Origin of the sequence: Nocardia sp. NPDC058640 (assembly GCF_042716995.1) — a bacterium.
Taxonomy (GTDB): domain Bacteria; phylum Actinomycetota; class Actinomycetes; order Mycobacteriales; family Mycobacteriaceae; genus Nocardia.
The window spans coordinates 47989-67840 of record NZ_JBHXRG010000028.1 but is presented as its reverse complement, the minus strand read 5'-3'; the positions used below and the strand labels follow the sequence as shown (position 1 = coordinate 67840).

Sequence of the window (19852 nt, the reverse complement as noted above, 5' to 3'; positions counted from 1 at the left end):
GAGCACCACCGCCGCACCCCGCTCCCGGCGAACACACCGCAACCGGTCATGATTGGTGGACCGCGCACCCAGGCGTAACATTCCACACAGGAATGTAGTTCGAAGGGAGTTGACCGTTGACCGACACCGAGACTCGACGCCGCCCGCTGAACTCCACCGCGGCCTCGCTACTGGGGTTCCTGCACGAGGGCCCGAGATCGGGCTGGGACCTGGCCACGCAGGCCCAGCAACGCATCGGCGACTTCTGGACCATCACGCAAAGCCAGGTCTATCGCGAGCTGACGACGATGGACGCCGCGGGCCTGGTGACCAAGGGCGAACGCGGCGCCAGGGAGCGCACGCCGTACCGGATCACCGATATCGGGCGTGATGCGTTCGCGGAGTGGATCAGCCGCGATCCCGGCGCGGAAACCATCCGGGTGCCGCTGCTGCTCACGCTGTCGTTCGGCGAACATCTCGAGCCTGCGCACCGCGATCGAATCATCGCCGCCAACAAGAACATTCACCAGGATCGCCTCGACCGCTACCTCGACGAGGACGAGACCGCCCTGGCACCGCACCAGCGCGCCACCCTCGAATTCGGTATCGCCTACGAGCGGGCGGTTCTGCACTGGTTCGACCAGTTGCCCACGATCTTCACCGCGCCCAACCCGCACTGACCCGATCTCGGCGCCGACGGCCGGCCGCGTCGATCTCGTAGACCGCATCGATGCAGACGGTGCAAGGACCCGCGGTTCGACCCGCGCAGGTCAGCGCACGCGATGCGACGCGGACTCGCGCAGCCAATCGACGGCCTCGCTCACCTGCGTCACCGCGTGCGCACCCGCGGGCAGCGGCGGCCGGTCGATCATGATCACCGGCAGACCGGCGGTGCGCGCGGCGAAGATCTTGGCCTCGGTCTGCTGTCCACCACTGTTCTTGGTGACCAGCACGTCGATGCGATGACGTGACATCAACACCAGTTCCTCGTCGAACGTGAACGGCCCACGTGCCAGCAGCAGTTGCGACCGCGGCGGCAGCGGCACCTCGGGCGCGTCGATGGAGCGGATGACGAAACGGTGCCCCGTGCACCCGGTGAACGCGCCGACGCCCTGACGGCCGATGGTCAGCAGAACCTGCTCGTCCTGCGCGCTCAGCGCCGCGGCTGCCGACTCCAGATCGGGCACTCGGGTCCACAGATCACCGCGCCGCTGCACCCACTCGGGGCGGCGCACGTGCAGCGCGGGAATGTCCAGGTCGGCCGCGGCGGTGGCCGCGTGCGCGCTGACCTGCGCGGCGAAGGGATGTGTCGCGTCCACGACAGCGTCGATCGCGTTCTCGCGTAACCAGGTTCGGAGGCCCTCGACACCACCGAAACCACCTACGCGGACCGCGCCGACCGGAAGCCGCGGATTGGCGACCCGCCCGGCAAGCGACGACACGATGTCGAGTCCACGCTCTCCGGACGCTACGCGCGCCAACTCCCTGGCCTCACTGGTGCCGCCGAGGATCAGAACTCTCAGGACACCCCTCCGACGTCAGCGGAACGGGTATCGCCTTGACAAACAGTGCTATCGAACTTCGAGTACTTCATGTAACTCTCCATCACGGAAAACCGAACCGAGGGATTACCCGGAACGGCAACGACCCTACCCCCGAGCCGATCGTTCTACACGTGGGGTCCGAAACTTTTACGGCCCACGGACCCTGCGAGAACGGATTCATCGTGATCTGCGCGTGATCTGATCGTGATCGTGCGTGCGGGGCCGCACACGGTCAACCAGCGGGTTTTCTGACAATCCACTGGGCGACCGGCAAGTGTGGTCGCCAGGCCGTGAACCCGCCCAGCGGTTCGCCGCGATAGATCTGAAATTTTCGCAGGCTGCCGCCGAACCGGGCAGACCACTCGAGTAGCAGCGCTTCCGATTCCGCGGTGACGGCATTGGCCACCAGGCGGCCGCCGGGGCGCAGGCGGTGCCAGCAGCGGTCGAACATGCCGTCCTGAGTGAGGCCGCCGCCGAGAAAGATGGCGTCGGGCGCCGGGATCATTTCTTCGGCTAACTCTGAGCTCACTTCGCCGCGGATCGTTATTCCCGGAACGCCGAGCGCGACGGAATTGGTCGCGATTTGTTCCCGGCGAGCGGGCAATCGTTCGAAGGAGACCGCGCGGCACAGCGGGTGCGTGCGGCACCATTCGATGGCGATACTGCCCGAGCCGCCGCCGATATCCCACAGCATTTCCCCCGGTGTGGGCGCCAGGGCGGTGACGGTGAGGGCGCGGACCTCGGCCTTGGTGAGTTGGCCGTCGCCGGTGAAGGCGATGTCGGCCAGGCCGGGCAGGCGGGTGTCGCGGCGGGTGTCGGGGTCGGCGTGGCAGTCGATGGCGACGATGTTGAGTGGGTCACCCGGTGGGTGCGGCCAGTGCGCGGCGGGGGCGGTGCGTAGCTGTTCGGTGGGGCCGCCGAGTTGTTCCAGCACGGTCAATGTCGAGGCGCCGAAACCGTTGTCGCGCAGCAATTCCGCGACCTTGCTCGGTGTGTGCTGGTCCTCGCTGAGGACGAGGATGCGACGGCCATCGGACAATTCGGGCACGAGGGTGGGCAATGGTCGGGCAACCACGCTCACGACCGGGGTTTCGGCCAGCGGCCAGCCCAGTCGCGCGCAGGCCAGCGATGCCGAGGAGGGCTGCGGGAACACGCGCAGGGCCGTGGGGCCGAACCTGCGGGCCAGGGTCACGCCGATTCCGTAGAACATGGGGTCGCCGCTGGCCAGCACGCCGATGCGGCGATCGGCGTTGCGCGCGAACAACTCCGGGAGTGCGGGGAGCAGGGGTGTTGGCCACGGAATACGTTCGGCTTCGCTGGGCGGGAGCAGTGCCAGTTGGCGTGCGGAGCCGAACACCACGTCGCAGTCGGCGAGAGCTGCCCGGACCGTCTCCCCCAGCCCGGACCAGCCGTCGGCACCGATCCCGGCTACCACGACCGGGTGACCTGACCAGTGCTCGGTCAACGCGGCATCCGACGCCACACCGATTGCGGGAGCAGGCGCATCACGAAGAAGGCCAGGGCCAGGCGGCCGGGGATCGCGACCCGGGTGGCGCCCTTGTCGAGACTGGCGACCACCGCGTCGGCGACCTGGTCGGGGGTGCTGGACATGGGGGCCGGGTCCATGCCGGTGGTCATGCGACCGATCACGAAGCCCGATCGGACCAGCAGCAGTTGGACGCCGGTGCCGTGCAGGGCGTCGCCGAGGCCGCTGGCGAAGCCGTCCAGGCCCGCTTTGGCCGAACCGTAGACGTAGTTGGCCCGGCGCACGCGTACGCCCGCGATGGAGCTGAAAACGACGATCTGGCCGCTGCCCTGTGCGCGCATCAGGTTCGCCAAGGTCGTCAGGACGCTGACCTGGGCGACGTAGTCGGTGTGTACGACGGCTACCGCGTGCGCGGGATCCTGCTCGGCCCGATCCTGGTTGCCCAGAATGCCGAACGCCAGGACGGCGGTGGCGATACCGCCGTGTTCGGCGGCGAGCTTTTCCAGCAGGGGTGCGTGGGTGGTGGTCTCGTCGGCGTCGAATTCCGCGGTGTGGACCGCTGCCGCGCCCGCCGCGTGCAGCTGCTCGATCTCGGCGTCCAGTGCGTCGGCGCGGCGCGCGGCCAGGATCACCACGCGTCCGGGTGCCAGTCTGCGCGCCACTTCCAGGCCGATCTCACTGCGTCCACCCAGGACCAGCACCGGCCCGTCGTTCTGCTTTCCCATAGTGCCAGTGTGTCATCCGGTCGATTCCACCGATCTCAGCCGGTGCGGCTACCGTTTCGACCATGCCGACCACGACCGTCCAGCTGTCCCCCGCCGCGCTCGAATTCGTGACGCAGCGTCATCTGGCCACGCTCACCACCTTGCGCGCCGACGGCACTCCGCACGTGGTCGCGGTGGGGTTCACGTGGGATCCCGAGAGCGGGATCGCGCGCGTGATCACCGATGGCGCGTCGGTGAAGGCGCGCAATGCCGGGCGCGGTGGGTATGCGGCGGTGAGCCAGGTCGACGGGGCGCGGTGGATCACCCTCGAGGGTCCGGCGACGGTGCTGGACGACAGCGCCGACGTCGCGGAGGCTGTGCGCCGCTACACGCAGCGCTACCGGGTGCCGCGCGAGAACCCTACCCGCGTCGTCGTCGCGATTCAGGTGCGGCGGGTGCTGTCGTCGGGAACCCTGAAATAGCCTGTGCGCGAACCGTTTACAGCACGGTCAGACCGTGCGGCCGGTTGTTCATCGACTCCACACCGTCCTCGGTGACCACCACGATGTCTTCGATCCGCGCGCCCCACCGGCCGCGGAAGTAGATCCCCGGTTCGATGCTGAACGCCATGCCGGGCTCGAGCACCATGTCGTTGCCCGCCACGATGTAGGGCTCCTCGTGCACCGACAGGCCGATGCCGTGCCCGGTGCGGTGGATGAAGGCGTCGCCCAGGCCCGCGTCGGCGAGCACGGTGCGCGCGGCGGCGTCGATGGATTCCGCGGTCGCGCCGGGTCGCACAGCGGCCACGGCAGCGGCCTGGGCGGCCTCGAGTACGGCCATCTGTTCGACGACCTGCGGGCTCGGGGTGCCCAGCACGTAGGTGCGGGTGGAGTCGGAGTAGTAACCGGGTTCGACGGGGCCGCCGATGTCGATGACGACCACGTCACCGGGTTCGATCACGCGATCGGAGACCTCGTGGTGCGGGTCGGCGCCGTGCGGGCCGCTGCCGACGATGACGAACGCCGCCTCGGTGTGGCCTTCGTCGATGATCGCGGCGGTGATGTCGGCGGCCACCTCGGCCTCGGTGCGTCCCGCGCGCAGGAATTCGCCCATTCGCGCGTGCACCCGGTCGATGGCGGCACCGGCGCGGCGCAGTGCGTCGATCTCGGCGTCGTCTTTGATCATGCGCGACTGGCGCAGCACCGGTGTGGCCGAGGCGGGCAGCCCGGTGGTGGCCTGGGCCAGGGGGATCAGGTGCAGGGCGGGCATGGCGTCGGCGACCGCGATGCGCGAACCGGCGTGCAGGGTCGAGCGCACGAGCTGGTACGGATCGACGCCGTCGACCCAGTCCAGCACCCGCAGGCCCAGTTCGCCGGCCGCGGAATCGGCCAGTGCGGCGAGTTCGAGTTTCGGGATGATCACCGACGGTGTCGATCCGTCGGCGGGGATCACCAGGCAGGTGAGCCGTTCGAAGGATTCCGCCGCCGACCCGATCAGGTAGCGCAGGTCGGGTCCGGGGGTGATCAGCAGGGCGTCCAAACTCGCCGCCCGCATCAATTCCACGGCCCGTTCCAGCCGCTGCCCGTAAACCTTCGCCTCGAACCTGGCCTCCGTGTGCGCACTCATGAGATCCGACGTTACCCGCCCGACCGCTCGCGGGATCGGCAGCCCGACCGACACCGAGCAACGAGCGACGTGCCTGAGCACTGCCACCGCAGGATTGTCGGTGGCTCGGTGCACAATCTCCGGTGTGACCGTTGACGAGAGCACCCGCGGACCCCTGTTGATCCTCGATGGCGCCAGCCTGTGGTTCCGCGCGTACTACGGGATCCCTGACAAACTCCGCGACGCCGAAGGACGTTCGGTGAACGCGGTGCGCGGATTCACCGACATGGTGGCCTCTTTGATCACCAAGCACCGGCCCAGCAGGCTCGTGGTGGGCCTGGATCTGGATTGGCGGCCGCCGTTCCGGGTGGCGCTGGTGCCCTCGTACAAGGCGCATCGCCTCGACACCAGCACCGCCGCCGCACCGGGCGCCGAAGAGGTGCCCGACACGCTCACCCCGCAGGTCGCGATGATCCTCGAGGTCCTGGACGCGGCCGGGATCGCCACCGGCGGCGCGGCGGGCCTCGAGGCCGACGATGTGCTGGGCACCCTCGCCAGCCGGGAACGCACCGACCCCGTCGTGGTGGTCAGCGGCGACCGCGACCTGTTGCAATTGGTGCGCGACGACCCCGCGCCGCCGGTCCGGGTGCTCTACGTCGGCCGTGGCTTGGCCAAGGCCGAACTATTCGGTCCCGCCGAGCTGTCGGCGAAATATGGTGTGCCCGAACAGAATGCGGGCCCGGCCTACGCCGATATGGCCACCTTGCGCGGCGACGCCTCCGATGGTCTGCCCGGCGTGGCGGGCATCGGCGACAAGTCCGCCGCCCAGCTGATCACGAAATTCGGCTCGCTGGACGCGTTGATGGCCGCGGTCGCCGATCCCGGTTCCGATATCGCCAAGGGTGTGCGCGCGAAACTCGTTGCCGCGCAGGACTATCTGAAGGTCGCCGCCCCGGTCGTACGGGTGGTCCGCGACGCCGACGTCGTGCTGTCGGGCCCGGATATCTTGCCCGCCACTCCCATTGACCCGGACCGGCTGCGCGCGCTGGCCACCGCGTACAACGCCGAAAGCCCGATCGCCCGCCTGGTCACCGCCTTGGCCAAGGCCGGCACCGACTGAACCGGAAACGAGTCCGGGCCGCCCGCAAAATTCGCGGACGGCCCGGCAAACTCGGTGCGGCAACCTAGTTCGGTCGACCGACCTCGTAGGTGCCGTCTTCCTTGGTGATCTTGACGGTGACCTTCTTCGCCTCGCCGCTGACCTTCAGGTCGCAGGTGAAGGTCGCATCGACCTCCACGGCCTGACCCGACGGGCAGCTGACATCGGACACGTCGGCGATGCCGTAGGAGTCCTTCAGCACGCGCGAAACACCGTCTTGCACAGCCGCATTGTCGAGTTCATCCGACGACAGCAGCACCACCAGCAGGGCGATCACGGCGGCGACCACGAGCACGCCCGCCACGCCGAGCCCGATGATCAGGCCCTTACCCTTCTTGGCACCGGCGGCCTGCTGCGGCTGCGGTGCGGGCTGCTGCCCCCACTGCTGCTGCGGCGCGGGCTGCTGGCCCCACTGCTGTTGCGGTGCGGGCTGCTGCCCCCACTGCGGCTGTGCGGCTTGGTTGTTCCAGTCCTGCGGCGGCGGCTGGGTCTGACCCCACTGCTGCTGTGGGCCGGTGCCCTGCTGCGGCGGCACGCCACCGTGCTGCGGCTGACCCCACTGCTGCTGCGGCTGCTGGGGCTGTTGTCCCCATTGCTGCTGCGGCTGCTGCTGATTGGGCTGCGGCGCGTTCGGGTCACCCCACTGCTGGGTGGGCTGTACGCCTTGCTGCGGCGGCTGTGCGCCCTGCTGCGGCGGTTGTGCCCCGCCACCCCAATGTTGGGTGGGACCGGCGCCACCGGCCCCCTGCTGACCCCCCCAGTGCTGGGTGGGGTCGTTATTCCCCTCCCCGGGGTTGTTCGGTCCGTAAGGGCCGCTCATCCACTCGCCTCCACTCGCATCATTAGTTCATACGGTAGCCCCCCGCGCCGGGCCTGCCGCATTCGCACGACATCCGCCTCACGGTCGGTACGCGAAGAAATCAAATCACAGACGTACCGACTACGCGGCGTCCACCGCGACGACACCCCGCCGCACCGCCCGGACCGCCTTGGCCGCGGTGGACGCGATCTCGGGGTCGTCGGCGGTGTTGTGGATCTGATCGAGCAGGTCGATCACCTGCCTGCACCACCGCACGAAATCGCCGGCCGACATCGTGGTGCCCGGGTCGCCGCTGGCCAGCAACGACTCGGCCAACGCGTCACCGCGCGCCCATTTGTACACCCCGGTGACGAACCCCAGGTCGGGTTCGCGGGTGGGCGGAAGCTTGTGTCGCGCTTCGTCGGCGCGCAGGTCCGACCACACTTCGATGGTGGCCGCGATCGCCCGTCGGATGGGGTCGGTGGGGCCAGCGGGGGTGAGCGGGCCGGTCTCCTGCCGCGACTCGAAGACCAGCGTGGACACCACCGCGGCCAGTTCGGCCGGGCCTAGTCCGCGCCACAATCCCTGCCGCAGCGCTTCCGCGACGACCAGGTCGCTTTCGGCGTAGATCCGGGCCAGTCGCCTGCCTTCCGCGGTCACCTCACCGTGCGCGACGAAGCCGCGTTCCTCGAGCAGTCCCACGATCCGATCGAAGGTGCGCGCCAACGAATTCGTGGTCGCGGCAACCTTCTGGCGCATCGTCTCGGTCTCGCGTGCCAGGCGTGTATACCGCTCGCCGACGCGGCCGAGTTGCTCCCGATCGGGACGGTCGTGCGCGGGATGCGAACGCAGACTGCGCCGCAAGGTCGACAGTTGACGATCTTCGCCACCGCGCACCCGTTCAGTCCGCTTGCCCCTGCGCGGAGTGGAAATTCCGGTGCTCCGCAACGCCGAGGCCAGATCGCGGCGAATGCGCGCGGTCCGGTGATCGACGCGTCGCGGCAGATCCATCCGCCCCAGCGCTTCGGCGGGTTCAGGGAAATCCGCCGCGGAAACCCTTCCGGCCCAATGGTCTTCGGTCAACACCAGTGGACGCGGGTCCCCCGGTGTCTGGTCGGGTTCGAGAATCACCGCAAGGCCCGCACGCTTGCCCACCGGAATCGCGACCACGTCACCGCGACGCAATTCGATCAGTGCCTTCACCGCCGCACCGCGTCGGTCGGACCGGCCCTGCTGTTGGATTTCGCGCTCGCGCTGCTTGATTCGGTCGCGCAGGGCCATGTACTCCATGAACTTGCCGTCGACGCCCCCGAGCTGACTCTCGAGTTTGCGCAGTGCGCCTTCGTTGCGCTCGATGCCACGCACCAAACCCACCACCGACCGGTCGGCCTGGAACTGCGCGAACGACCGTTCCAGCAGGGTGCGTGCCTCCTGGGCGCCCATCCGGTCGATCAGGTTGATCGACATGTTGTAACCGGGCTTGAACGAACTGCGCAGCGGATAGGTGCGCGTGGAGGCGAGCCCGGCGACCGCGCTGGTGTCGACCTCGGGCTGCCACAGCACCACCGCGTGACCCTCGACATCGATACCGCGCCGCCCCGCGCGACCGGTGAGCTGGGTGTACTCACCCGGCGTGAGCTCGGCGTGGGTTTCCCCGTTGTACTTCACCAACCGCTCGAGCACCACCGTGCGCGCGGGCATGTTGATGCCCAGCGCCAGGGTTTCGGTGGCGAACACCGCGCGCACCATGCCCTTGACGAACAGTTCTTCCACGGTGTGCCGGAAGGCCGGCAGCATTCCGGCGTGGTGGGCGGCCAGCCCGCGGTGCAGCGCGTCGCGCCACTCCCAGTAGCCCAGGATTTCCAGGTCGTCCTTGGGCAGGTCGCCGGTGTGCTTTTCGATGATCGCCTCGATCTGCTCGGCGTCACCGGGGCGGCTCAGGTCCAGGCGCGCGCGCAGGCACTGGGCCAGTGCGCCGTCGCAGCCCGCGCGGCTGAAGATGAACGTGATCGCGGGCAGCAGGTTTTCCTCGTCCAGCCGCGCGAGCACGTCGGGTCGCGGCAGCGGTCGGAAGTTGCCGCCGCGCCCGCCACGTCCGCGCGGGCCGCCGTAGCCGTGCATGCGGTCGGCGTTCTCGCGCTGGCGGATGAACCGCACGAGATCTTCGTCGACCACGATCTTGCGATCGCTGGACTTGTTGTCGAACAGGTCGAACATGCGCTTGCCGACCATCACGTGCTGCGACAGCGGCACCGGCCTGGTCTCGTCGACCACGACCGCGGTGTCACCGCGCACGGTCTCCATCCACGCACCGAACTCCTCGGCGTTGGACACCGTGGCCGACAGGCTCACCAGCCGCACGTCCGGGGGCAGGTGCAGGATCACTTCCTCCCACACCGCGCCGCGGAACCGGTCGGCCAGGTAGTGCACCTCGTCCATCACCACATACGACAGCCCCTGCAGCGAATCCGAGGACGCGTAGAGCATGTTGCGCAGCACCTCGGTGGTCATCACGACCACCGGCGCACCGGGGTTGATCGACTGGTCACCGGTGAGCAGGCCGACACTGTCGCGCCCGTAGCGGGCGGTCAGGTCGGCGAACTTCTGGTTCGACAATGCCTTGATCGGGGTGGTGTAGAAGCACTTTCCGCCCGAGGCCATCGCCATGTGCACGGCGAACTCGCCCACGATCGTCTTGCCCGCACCGGTGGGGGCGCAGACCAGCACGCTGTGGCCCTCTTCCAGGGCCGCACACGCGGTGCGCTGGAAGGGGTCCAGATCGAAGGAGATTTCACCGGCGAATTTCGCCAGTTCGCTGGGCAGCCCCGGAGAGTCGGTCACATGTCAGAGCGTATCGGAGTAGTCCGACACCGGGCGCGTGGATTTCTGCGGGTCGTCCACCGGATCGGCGGTGGACACCGGATCGGGGGTGGGCAGCGGGGAGGCTTCCTCGTCGTCGAGCGCGCCCCAGCCGTCCTTGGCTTCCCGGCGCGCCTTGCGGGCGTCGCTGATGCGCGAGAACTGCACGGCGAACTCGAACAGCACGGTCAGCGCCAATGCCAGCGCCAGCATCGAGAACGGGTCCTGCGGTGTCACGATCGCGGCGAACACGAACAGCCCGAAGATCATCCCGCGCCGCCACGCCTTGAGCTTGACGTAGGGCAGCACCCCGACCAGGTTCAGGCCGATCACGATCAACGGTGTCTCGAAACTGACACCGAAGATGATCAGCAACTGGATGATGAAACCGAAGTACTGGTTACCGCTCAGCGCGGTGATCTGGACGTTGTCACCGATGGTCAACAGGAACGACAACGCGTGCGAGACCACCACGTACGCCAGGACCGCGCCCGACACGAACAGCACGGTGCCCGTCACCACGAAACCGACCGCGAGCTTGCGTTCCTTCGCGTACAGGCCGGGGGTGATGAACGCCCACAGTTGATACAGCCAGAACGGTGTCGCGATGACCACGCCCGCGGTGAAACCCACCTTCAACCGGAGCATGAACTGGTCGAACGGTCCGGTCGCCAGCAACCGGCAGGCACCGTCGGGGCTCAGGCTCGCGCGCGCCGACGCGGGCAGCGCACAGTAGGGGCCGCGCAGGATCTCGCCCAGGCTTTCCAGCCCGAACAGGGTGTGCGCGTACCAGTAGAAGCCGATCAGTGTGGTGACCGCGATCGCGGCCAGTGCCAACAGCAACCGGGTGCGCAGTTCCTGCAGGTGCTCGACCAACGACATGGTGCCGTCGGGATTCGTCCTGCGCTTGGCGCGCCGGGGATCGAACGGGATGCGCATGGTGGGTGGTGGCCTCTAACCCTCGGTTCGGTCGACTACACAGCACTTCACCCCGGAGCAGTGGCTACCGCCCCGGGGTCGATGCGCAGCTCAGAGGGTTTTGTGTCCCTGCTGCGGTTCCACGATCGGGGTCTGCGCCTGCGTCGCCGATGCGGACAGCTGCTGCGGCGGCGCGGGGGTGGCCGGGGTCGCGGGGGCATCGGTTGCCGCCGATTCCGCCTGCATCTGCCCGACCTCGCTCTTGAAGATGCGCAGCGAACGGCCCAGGCCGCGCGCGGCGTCCGGGAGCCGCTTCGCGCCGAAGAGCAGTACGAACAGCACCGCGATGATCAGCAGGTGCGTCCAACTGAACGAGCCCATTATCAGATACCTCCAAAGATGTGGTGATTACCAATCCTACCTGGGATCGAACCCCGGTGACTGTCCGGCCGAAGCGGTGTTCGCCACGCGTTCAACCCCGCGCGGCCGCCATCGCCCCGGTCAGCTCGGCAAACAACCGGCTTCCGGTGAACCGCGCGGTGTCGCCGGATTCGGCGATCCGGATCAGCTCCGTCAGCCGCCGGTTGACCGGTGTCGGACGCCCCACCATCTCGCCCAGGCGCACGATTTCCCCGCACAACCACGCGATTTCGGTGCGGCGACCCAGCGCGAGATCATCGGCCATCGACGAACGCGCGAGCGGGTCGATGGCCAACACCCGACCGAACACCCGCCGGAAAACGGGGTCGGGCACGCGCAGCAGATGCACCATCAACTCGGGGGGCACAGGAGTGAGCGCGGCGGGCCGAATTCGCGCAGTGTTCATCACCGCGAGGGCTTCGGACTGGGCCAGCGCGAGGCAGCGGCGGTAGTCACGTTCGGCGAGTTCCTCGCGCAGCGGCCTGCCCGACAGCGCGTTGATCGGGTTGTTCAGATTCAGCAGTAACTTGGCCCACTGGACCGGGCGCAGGTCGCGGTGGCGACGCAACGGCAGCCCGGCGGCTTCGAAGCGGTCAGCGAACCGGTCGACGATCTGGTCGTCCTGGATCGCCAGCACGCCGTCGCTGGCGCGGTGGAAACATCCGCGGCCGCGATGCACCACGTTGAACATGACCATCCCGGCCAGTGCCACGCTGGTGGGCAGGATCTCCCTGATCAGGCTGGCGTTGCCGATGCCGTTCTGCAGGCTCACCACCGGCGTGCCCGGACGTAATCGGCCCGAGACCGCGCGCACGGCGGCGGCGGTGTCGGCGGATTTCACGGTGACAAGGACCAGGTCGGCCAGTTCGGGTTCGTCGGGTTCCAGGGCCAGGCCGAAGCGGTCGGGTGGGACTTCGGTCGAGCCGCCGTCCAGGTCGGTCAGGCGCAGGCCGTGTTCGGCGATGTCGTCGAGGATCCGCTGACGGCCCACGAAGATCACTTCCATGCCCGCGGCGGCCAGGTGTCCGCCGATGAAAACCCCGACGCTGCCGGCGCCGAGGACCAGTACTCGCTGACTCACGCGGGTTCGGTCTCCCCTACCAGTCCGGCGGCCGCGTAGGCGGCCAGTGCGGCGTCGGCGCGGTCGCGCACCGCGACCACCAGTTCGGGTGGGCCGAGCACGGTCACGCCGGTGCCGAAGCCGAGCAGCAGTCGGGCCATCCAGTCCGGCGACGCGAACCGCATACCCGCGTCGATGCTGCCGTCGGGGCGCGATTGGATGCGGTGCATCGGGTATTGGTCCAGCACCCACGCGTGATCGGCGCGAATCCGCAGTGTGGCCAGTGGCACGTCCGGGTCGTCCTGGAACAGGTCGAGGGCGGCCGCGTCGGCGGCTGCGTGGCTGGGCGGGTGCGCGGGTTCGTCGAGTTCGGTGGCGTCTTCGATCCGGTCGAACCGGAACAGTCGCACGCCTTCGGCTTGCCTGCACCAGGCCTGCAGGTAGCTGTTGTTGTCCACCAGCACCACGCGGATCGGGTCGACGATGCGTTCGGACACCTCGTCGCGGCTGGCCGAGTAGTAGACCAGTCGCAGGGTTCGCGCGTCGGCAAGGGCCGCGCGCACGGTGGCCACCGCGGGCTTCTCGACGGGGATGTGCGCGGGTTCGACCACGGCGTCGGTGCTGGCGATCGCGGATTCGATCTTGGCGATGGCGGCGTGCGCGGCGGTCGGGTCGACCATGCCGGGCATTTCCACGATCGAGCGCAGGGCCACCAGCAGGGCGGTGGCCTCGGTGGAGGTCAGGCGCAGCGGGCGTTCGATGCCGGCGGAGAAGGTGACCTCGATGCTCTCCTCGGAGAACGACAGGTCGATCAGATCGCCGGGACCGTAGCCGGGAAGCCCGCACATCCACAGCTGATTCAGGTCGCTCATCAGCTGTTTGGTGGTCACGCCCAGTTCGGCGGCGGCCTCGGCGGCGCTGATGCCCGGGTGCGCGAGCAGGTACGGCACCATGTTCAACAGGCGCGAAAGACGTAGGGACAGGCGCGAACTCACGAGTTGACCTCCGTGTGGTGCAGTACCGACCGTAGCCGGTTCATCACGTCGGCGCGCAGTTCCGGTGGTTCGAGAACCAGGACATCGGGGCCGAGGCCCGTGATCAGCCGTGCCACCCAGTCGCGGGAGCGCACAGGTACTTCCAGGACCGAGCCGGGGCGTCCGCCCAGGTCGCGGGTGTCGACTTCGGTGCCGATGCGGCGCAGTTCGCGACCGCGGCCCTTGGCGACCCAGACCGTGGCCGAGCCGGTGACCGGGGTGTCGCCGGTGACGCGGTCCACGATCGCGCGCAGGTCGGTGTGGTCGGGTTTGTGCACGACGTTGTGCGGTCCGTAGGCCTGGACCTGGCCGCCGATCCGTGAGAGCCGGAAGGTGCGCACGGCGTCGCGTTCGCGGTCGTGTCCCACCAGGTACCAGCGTCCGTGCCGGGTCACCACGCCCCACGGTTCGACATCGCGGGTCACGAACGGGTCGGTGACGGCGCTGTGATGGCCGAAGCGCACCGCCTGCCCCGCGTCGATGGCCGCCAGCAGTGCCCGCAACACCGGTTCCGAGCCGCGGGTGCGCGCGGGCACGGCGGGCACCGACACTCCGACGTTGTCGGTTTCGACGGTGACCCCGGCGGCGCGCAGCTTCAGCAACGCGCCCTCGGCCGCGCCCGCCAGCTCCGGCGACGCCCACATCTGCACCGCGACAGCGACCGCGGCGGCCTCTTCACTGGACAGGTCGATGTCGGGCAGTTCGTAGGCGTCCCGGTTGATCCGGTACCCCTCCAACGTCGAGAACCGCCCCACCGGACCGACTTCGAGGGGAATGCCCAGATCGCGCAGTTCGTTCTTGTCCCGTTCGAACATCCGGCTGAACGCGTCGTCGGTCCCGGAGTCCTCGTAACCGGCCACGCTGGTGCGAATGCGCTCCGCACTCAGGAACTGCCTGGTCGACAGCAGCGCGATGACCAGATTCATCAGCCGCTCGACCTTGGATATCGCCACCCGATAGAGGGTAATGGTCGCACCCGTTCCCCCGCGCGTCGGCGCACAGTTGAGCCCGCCTGCGCGACCATGGAACCCACCCACCCGAAAGGACCACGATGCTCGTCGCCTTCTCCGTAGCCCCCAGTGGAACCTCCGACGCCGACGGCTCCGTCGGCCACGCCGTAGCCGAAGCCATCCGCGTAGTCCGCGCCTCCGGCCTGCCCCACCGCACCGACGCGATGTTCACCACCATCGAAGGCGAGTGGGACGAAGTCATGGCGGTGATCAAATCCGCCACCGACGCCATCCTCACCACCTCCCCCCGCTGCAGCCTGGTCCTCAAAGCCGACATCCGCCCCGGCGTCACCAACGCCCTCGACACCAAGGTCGAAACCATCGACCGCTACCTGGCCGACTGATAGTCACCGGTTCACAACGCGGAGAGGATCTCGATTGTACGCGACGCGACGAACCTGACATCGTGTCCCCGTGGCCGTACTTCTGGGTGAAAAAGGCAGGTTCGCTGCCGAAGTCGGCGATGGAACCTCGGGGCTGCGTCGAGTGGACCTGTGGGCCGCCGATCAATGGTTGACCTGCGACGACAATATGGTCTTCGTCGAGCAGTTCCGCCACGCTGTACAGCAGACCGCTGCCTCGGTACGTTCCGGACGCATTCCACCGCTGCCCAGTGTCGGGTTGTCCCCCGTCGACACTCATCGTCGGTTCGCCACGGCAACCGACGACGACCCGATTTGCCAAGTGCGCGAGCAGTTCTGGTTCCTTCACTGGGGACCCACGACCGACAACGTGCAGGCCTTCGCCTTCCTCGACGCCGACCACCTGGTGATCACGTGGCAGTTCTGGCGTGAGGCGCACCTGCGCAACCACCCCGACCATGCGGGAAGGGTCTTCGAGATGAAGATCGAGTGTGCGCAATTCGCTGAAATTCTCGAAGGTCTGATTTCAGCCCTGTAGGCGATACCCTGCAACAGACGCGTTCGAACCAGCCTAGGAGCCGAACATGGTCATTGTCGCGGGGCATCTCATGGTCGATCCGCAGCAGCGCGAGGCCTATCTCGCGGACTGTGTGCGTGTTGTCGAGCAGGCCCGCAGCGCACCCGGCTGCTCGGACTTCTCCATCAGCGCGGATCTGCTCGACGCGGGCCGGATCGTCATCTTCGAATGTTGGGAGTCCCGTGCCGACGTCGAGGCGTTTCGGGGCAGCGGCCCCAGCGACGCCCAAAGCACGGCGATACTGGGAGCCTCGGTGTCGGAGTACGACGTCACGGGCGAGCGCTCGCTGACCTGATCGCGCGGGGTCGAGTCCAGCCACCGGTGTTCGAGTTCAGTTGCCCACCAATCGGTTTCGCCGTTACCTACTGAAAGACCGCGACTAGCCGGAAGCGTTCGAGGACCACCGGAGTTCGGTCGTCGACTGTGAATCGGTCATCACCCAGCGCCTGGCGCATTTCTGGACTGTGCCAGAACATCTCGTGTCCTGAGCACGGCATGCAACGCGCGGGCTTCTGCGCGAAGCCGGGTCGCGCTCTTACGTTCGGCGAGGGCGACCAATCCGGGTATCTCGGCTCGGGCGCCACAGCGCTGGGCGCAGTCCCCGGCCGCAGCCAGCACGTCGGCGAGGCCCACGGCCGACGGCGTAGCGACGAACCTGGGCAGCAGTTCGACGAACAGCGGCCACGTGCGATGCGCGCCGAGCGCGGCAGTGGCATCGCGCAGCGTGGCGGCGAACCGTTTCGACACGGCATGTTCGGGAATGGCCGCCGCGATGAGCGCGGTATCGAGTTGGTCGGTGGCAGCGAGTGCGACCAGCGCGTCGACGCCGGCTGCCCGAGTAGCGCCCTCGGTCAGTGCCAGCGCCACACTGCGATGCACCGCAGGACCTTTCGTACCCGGCATCTCGGCCAACACGAGCACATCCTGCTCTGGAAACGGCCATCGAGCGAGGACTTCGGGGACCGGGAAGTTCGACCGCCCCAAGGGAATTCGGCACGCTTCCGCCGCGGGCCCGGCGGCGAGTGCGGCGAACGGCATCGGCAGAGCCAGGTGGTCACCTTCCAGCCAGCTCTCGAGCCGACGCCCCTGTTCGCTGTCCAGGCTCCGTACCGCCGCGCGGATGTCGGCATCGGCGGTCGGTGCCACACGAACCATCGCCTGCGCGAATTCGATCGGCCCTGGATCGACGCCCGCGGCCTGATACGCCCGCAACCGGGCGACGAGTTCGCGGGCGTCGATCTGCCCGTTGTCGCAGGTGGGTGTAGCCAGCGCGAAGGGCGGCAGGGGCGCGTTGTCGATGACCCTGGCACCCCATTCGGCCATGCGCAGCGCCAGCGGATCGGTCTCGTCGAGTCGACCGGGCAGTTGCACCAGTGCCCCAGTGGCGACAGCTGTCAGGGTGAGCGGAGTCCACCCGTGTCTGCGCCCCCACCTGTGCCGCAAGCCGAAGATCCGCCATGCGCCCACGGCGAACAGAGCTGGTTGCAGGAGAGGTGTCATCGTCGCAGTCAGCGCGTCGCGATCCTGAGCGGTGAAGCGGACCACACCGTCGAACAGCAACTCCGCGAGTCCGTGGTCGTAGGACCACTGGCTCTCGGTGAGCCGCGTGAAGAGATCGGCGGTGTCTGCGATGGATGATGGCAGCCCGGTCATCGGTGCGGGCGGCGGCAACTTCGGCAGGGTGAATGGAGCCTCGAGGGCGGGTGCTGTTCGCGCTGTGTCATCCGGTGTCGGCGTGCAGCGAGCCACGATTCGCTCGATTCGTTCGCGAAGGGCGGCATCGTCGATCGTCTCCGCGGCTTCGACCAGCACCTGCGCCACCGAGGGCGCGGACTGTGGGTCGGCCCGCACGATCCGGTCGAGCCACGACAGCTGGGCGCGCAGCAACTTCTTCTCCGGGCGCCGCAGGACTTCGTCCGAGAGCCCTACTACGTCCACGGAGGAGAGCATTCCTTCGCGATGCAGAGTGGTCAGAACGCCCTGCGCATGCCAGGCGGCGGTGGACGTACCCTCTGCCAGCAGCCGCGAATACCCCCGGATCCGGGGCACACACTCGTCCGGTCGGGCTTTCAGGGCGGTCAGTACGCCGAGCCGTTCAGCGGTGTCGGTGGCACGGCCGGTGCCACGAACGAGCGCGTTGAGGGTGTTCGTGTGCAGTTCCTCGCGATCGATGACACCGGCGTCGGCGAGAGTAGCCAGTACGTGCGGCCACGAATTGTCCGGATTGCCAGTGGAATGCAACCCGATCTTGTCGATCTCGACCAGCCGGTGCACCAGCTGCGGCAGGAACGGATCACCGCGCAACTGTGCCAGCAGGTTCGAGCCTGCGGACAGTTGGTGGACATCCCACGGCGGGGGCAGCGGCAGGTCCCCGTGCAGTTTCCGAGCCCAGGTGGTCACGAAGGAATCGGTGGTCGGAGCGGGGCTGCCCGAACTGCGCAGCAGGTGCACGATCAGCGGAAAGTACGGCAGATCGCCCGACTGTTCGACACGAGCCGCCGCCAGACGTTCGGCGAGTTCGCCACGCCACGCATGGTCGCGATCACCGGCTTCCAGACACGCGATGAGCAGGTGCGGCTCCGTCGCCAGATGGCGGGTGGCACCGACAGTGAGCCAGCGGCATACCGCCGCCGGTGTGGCCAGGAAACCCAGACCCCACAGTTGCACCGCGGCATGCCGTTTCGACAGTGTCCAGCTCCCGGGCGGCAGCGCGGACCGTGCTTCGGTCAGTGCGGGCACCAGCGCACGCCGCTGTTCGACGGTGAGCGCGGCGATGCGGGCGGGAATGTGTTCGCGGGCAACAACACTGAAGCCGCGGCGGCTGTGGATCGAGACGGTCACGCGAATTCCTCAGAGTGCGGTGCGGGCGGAGTTGCCGACGATACGAACAGCGAGTGCGTGTTTGCACGGGCCGCGATCACCACGATGCTCGGTCCACCACTGGCAGGTGCAAGCGAAAGCTCCCGCCGGATCGACTGTGACCTGGTAAGTGGCGTCCGCCGTGACGACTCGAGCACGCAGCGGATCAGCGGGATCGACGCGCACACTGCCGTCCGCGACCAGCGCCCGCGCGGACTGCAAGCGCGGATTGTCCCGCTCGGCCCGCCCGGTCCGATACGGCAGTTCGCGGTGATAGAACGTGGCATCGGCGATGTCGTAGCCGACCCTGCCATCGACCCCGAGCCTGGTCAGGGCCGCGCGAACGCGCTCGACGGGCAGACCGGACCGGTGCGCGAGATCCCCGAGTTCGATGCGCCGATCCCACGCCAGCAGCACCGAGAGCAGCTCCGCGTCGGCCTCGGTGTTCGCCCCGGCCAGCTGCGCGAGTGACGCACCCTCGCCGGAGAATCCGCGACCGACACCCGGTGAGAGCATCAGCGTGAGCCGCATACCGGGCAGTCCGACCTCCCAGGCCGACGCCGACGGTCGGCTGTCGCGCTGGGTCGGTGGGCCATACAGTCGAAGTGACTGCGCGTGGCGCAGTACCCGACGCAGCGCGCCGAGTCGGTGCGGGCCCGGCAAGCTCACGACACCGGGGCCCGGCCGCGACGTGATCCGTAGGCGTCCACCCGTCGCGACCACCCACTGCCCACCGATCGAGCCCGGTGTGCGCGAACGCGGCACAGTCCGCAGAAAACGCACCGCCTCTGCGGCGGATACCTGTGCCTGGAGGTCGAAACCGGCGGCGATGACTTGTGTTTCGGCGAATCCGCGCAGCCAGCGGGGTGGTAACGGAACCTTCTTCTCCACTACTCGCTCACCGATAGTGGCAACGGCCAGCTCATCCGGACCGACGGTGAGATGCAACGGATCCTCGGCCATGAATCCCGACAGCGCATCCCTGAGCGGATTGTTGACGTCGACATTGGTTGTCCCATAACCGGTCTCGCCGTCGATCGCCGAGGGCAGCACGTCGAGCCGGGCGTGCACACCGCAGCAACCGGAGAACGCCTCGAACCGCAACCTGTCACCGTTGGCGGTGATCACCGGATCCAGCGATGCCCACCGCTCGCGGTCGAAGTAGTCGGCCGCCGCCACATCAGCGACCGCGAGCAGGCCGGCGGCGGCCACCGCGGGCTGGGTGACGAATCCGCGAAAGAAGGTCGGATTGGCGAGCACACCGGCGCGACCGTCCGCGGTTTGCAGGTCGAGTACGCTGCGCCCCGCCGATTGCTCGAGGCTCGACGGCCTGCGATAGGAAAGCGTCTGCGCCGCTGGGAAACTCATGGTCGCACTCTATGTCGGAGGTCCGACACACTACGGTCGATGCACTCGGCCGACCGAACCGTGAGCACTCACCCGCGGTCGGGTTCGTGGACAGTGTTGCGTGCACTGT

The 19852-nt window shown here is 68.2% G+C and carries 19 protein-coding genes; 6 read left to right on the top strand and 13 right to left on the bottom strand.

The genetic code is table 11. The features are described from left to right. The first annotated feature begins 116 nt into the window (after positions 1-116). Positions 117-659 carry a PadR family transcriptional regulator gene (locus ACFWU5_RS23805; protein ID WP_379268934.1) on the top strand — a complete coding sequence of 181 codons (543 nt, stop codon included), beginning with the start codon at positions 117-119 and terminating at the stop codon, positions 657-659. Between the two features lie 90 nt (positions 660-749). On the opposite strand, the gene ACFWU5_RS23800 is transcribed toward ACFWU5_RS23805, so the two are convergent. From ACFWU5_RS23800 to ACFWU5_RS23790, 3 genes are all read right to left on the bottom strand, one after another. After that, the gene (locus ACFWU5_RS23800; RefSeq protein ID WP_379268935.1) at positions 750-1502 is read right to left on the bottom strand and encodes a cobalt-precorrin-6A reductase; all 753 of its coding nucleotides are present in this window, start codon (positions 1500-1502) and stop codon (positions 750-752) included. Positions 1503-1755: 253 nt separating this feature from the next. Continuing rightward, positions 1756-3006, bottom strand: coding sequence for a precorrin-6y C5,15-methyltransferase (decarboxylating) subunit CbiE (gene cbiE, locus ACFWU5_RS23795; RefSeq protein WP_379268932.1), 1251 nt, complete (start codon positions 3004-3006; stop codon positions 1756-1758). Then, positions 2985-3734 (bottom strand): SDR family NAD(P)-dependent oxidoreductase, encoded by a 750-nt coding sequence (locus ACFWU5_RS23790; protein ID WP_379268931.1) that lies wholly within the window; start codon positions 3732-3734, stop codon positions 2985-2987. Before ACFWU5_RS23790 ends, cbiE begins: the two co-directional genes overlap by 22 nt. Before the next feature lie 62 nt (positions 3735-3796). Here ACFWU5_RS23790 and ACFWU5_RS23785 point away from each other — a divergent pair, with 62 nt between their 5' ends. Beyond that, positions 3797-4195 (top strand): TIGR03618 family F420-dependent PPOX class oxidoreductase, encoded by a 399-nt coding sequence (locus ACFWU5_RS23785; RefSeq protein WP_379243192.1) that lies wholly within the window; start codon positions 3797-3799, stop codon positions 4193-4195. A 16-nt stretch (positions 4196-4211) separates the two neighbouring features. Here ACFWU5_RS23785 and ACFWU5_RS23780 read toward each other — a convergent pair whose 3' ends face one another. Continuing rightward, positions 4212-5339: a M24 family metallopeptidase gene (locus tag ACFWU5_RS23780; protein WP_379268929.1), complete on the bottom strand. Its 1128-nt coding sequence runs from the start codon at positions 5337-5339 to the stop codon at positions 4212-4214. 124 nt (positions 5340-5463) lie between these two features. On the opposite strand from ACFWU5_RS23780, the gene ACFWU5_RS23775 reads away from it, so the two are divergent. Beyond that, the gene (locus ACFWU5_RS23775; protein ID WP_379243196.1) at positions 5464-6438 is read left to right on the top strand and encodes a 5'-3' exonuclease H3TH domain-containing protein; all 975 of its coding nucleotides are present in this window, start codon (positions 5464-5466) and stop codon (positions 6436-6438) included. Positions 6439-6502: 64 nt separating this feature from the next. On the opposite strand, the gene ACFWU5_RS23770 is transcribed toward ACFWU5_RS23775, so the two are convergent. The 7 genes from ACFWU5_RS23770 to ACFWU5_RS23740 form a co-directional block, all read right to left on the bottom strand. Further along, a complete protein-coding gene (locus ACFWU5_RS23770) occupies positions 6503-7297 on the bottom strand; it encodes a DUF4333 domain-containing protein (protein WP_379243198.1) in 795 nt (264 codons plus the stop codon). A gap of 120 nt (positions 7298-7417) precedes the next feature. Continuing rightward, complete coding sequence (locus tag ACFWU5_RS23765; RefSeq protein ID WP_379243199.1) at positions 7418-10117, bottom strand: DEAD/DEAH box helicase; 2700 nt, start codon at positions 10115-10117, stop codon at positions 7418-7420. A gap of 3 nt (positions 10118-10120) precedes the next feature. After that, positions 10121-11074 carry a twin-arginine translocase subunit TatC gene (gene tatC / locus ACFWU5_RS23760; RefSeq protein ID WP_379243201.1) on the bottom strand — a complete coding sequence of 318 codons (954 nt, stop codon included), beginning with the start codon at positions 11072-11074 and terminating at the stop codon, positions 10121-10123. Between the two features lie 90 nt (positions 11075-11164). Next, a complete protein-coding gene (gene tatA, locus ACFWU5_RS23755; RefSeq protein WP_379243203.1) occupies positions 11165-11434 on the bottom strand; it encodes a Sec-independent protein translocase subunit TatA in 270 nt (89 codons plus the stop codon). Between the two features lie 91 nt (positions 11435-11525). Beyond that, positions 11526-12554 carry a 2-dehydropantoate 2-reductase gene (locus ACFWU5_RS23750; protein ID WP_379243205.1) on the bottom strand — a complete coding sequence of 343 codons (1029 nt, stop codon included), beginning with the start codon at positions 12552-12554 and terminating at the stop codon, positions 11526-11528. Next, the gene (locus tag ACFWU5_RS23745; protein WP_379268927.1) at positions 12551-13528 is read right to left on the bottom strand and encodes a helix-turn-helix transcriptional regulator; all 978 of its coding nucleotides are present in this window, start codon (positions 13526-13528) and stop codon (positions 12551-12553) included. Before ACFWU5_RS23745 ends, ACFWU5_RS23750 begins: the two co-directional genes overlap by 4 nt. Next, the gene (locus ACFWU5_RS23740) at positions 13525-14520 is read right to left on the bottom strand and encodes a helix-turn-helix transcriptional regulator (RefSeq protein ID WP_379243209.1); all 996 of its coding nucleotides are present in this window, start codon (positions 14518-14520) and stop codon (positions 13525-13527) included. Before ACFWU5_RS23740 ends, ACFWU5_RS23745 begins: the two co-directional genes overlap by 4 nt. A 98-nt stretch (positions 14521-14618) precedes the next feature. On the opposite strand from ACFWU5_RS23740, the gene ACFWU5_RS23735 reads away from it, so the two are divergent. The 3 genes from ACFWU5_RS23735 to ACFWU5_RS23725 all read left to right on the top strand — a co-directional run bounded on the left by ACFWU5_RS23735 (position 14619) and on the right by ACFWU5_RS23725 (position 15811). Continuing rightward, a complete protein-coding gene (locus tag ACFWU5_RS23735) occupies positions 14619-14921 on the top strand; it encodes an MTH1187 family thiamine-binding protein (RefSeq protein WP_379268925.1) in 303 nt (100 codons plus the stop codon). A gap of 70 nt (positions 14922-14991) precedes the next feature. After that, entirely contained in the window at positions 14992-15477 is a 486-nt protein-coding gene (locus tag ACFWU5_RS23730) for a hypothetical protein (RefSeq protein ID WP_379268923.1), read from the top strand. A gap of 46 nt (positions 15478-15523) precedes the next feature. Next, the gene (locus tag ACFWU5_RS23725) at positions 15524-15811 is read left to right on the top strand and encodes a putative quinol monooxygenase (protein ID WP_379268921.1); all 288 of its coding nucleotides are present in this window, start codon (positions 15524-15526) and stop codon (positions 15809-15811) included. Between the two features lie 140 nt (positions 15812-15951). Here the strand turns inward: ACFWU5_RS23725 and ACFWU5_RS23720 are convergent, their stop codons facing one another. Together ACFWU5_RS23720 and ACFWU5_RS23715 are read right to left on the bottom strand one after the other, a co-directional pair. Beyond that, entirely contained in the window at positions 15952-18357 is a 2406-nt protein-coding gene (locus tag ACFWU5_RS23720) for a hypothetical protein (RefSeq protein ID WP_379268919.1), read from the bottom strand. 9 nt (positions 18358-18366) lie between these two features. Then, positions 18367-19743 (bottom strand): SWIM zinc finger family protein, encoded by a 1377-nt coding sequence (locus ACFWU5_RS23715; RefSeq protein WP_379268918.1) that lies wholly within the window; start codon positions 19741-19743, stop codon positions 18367-18369. Positions 19744-19852 lie beyond the last annotated feature (109 nt).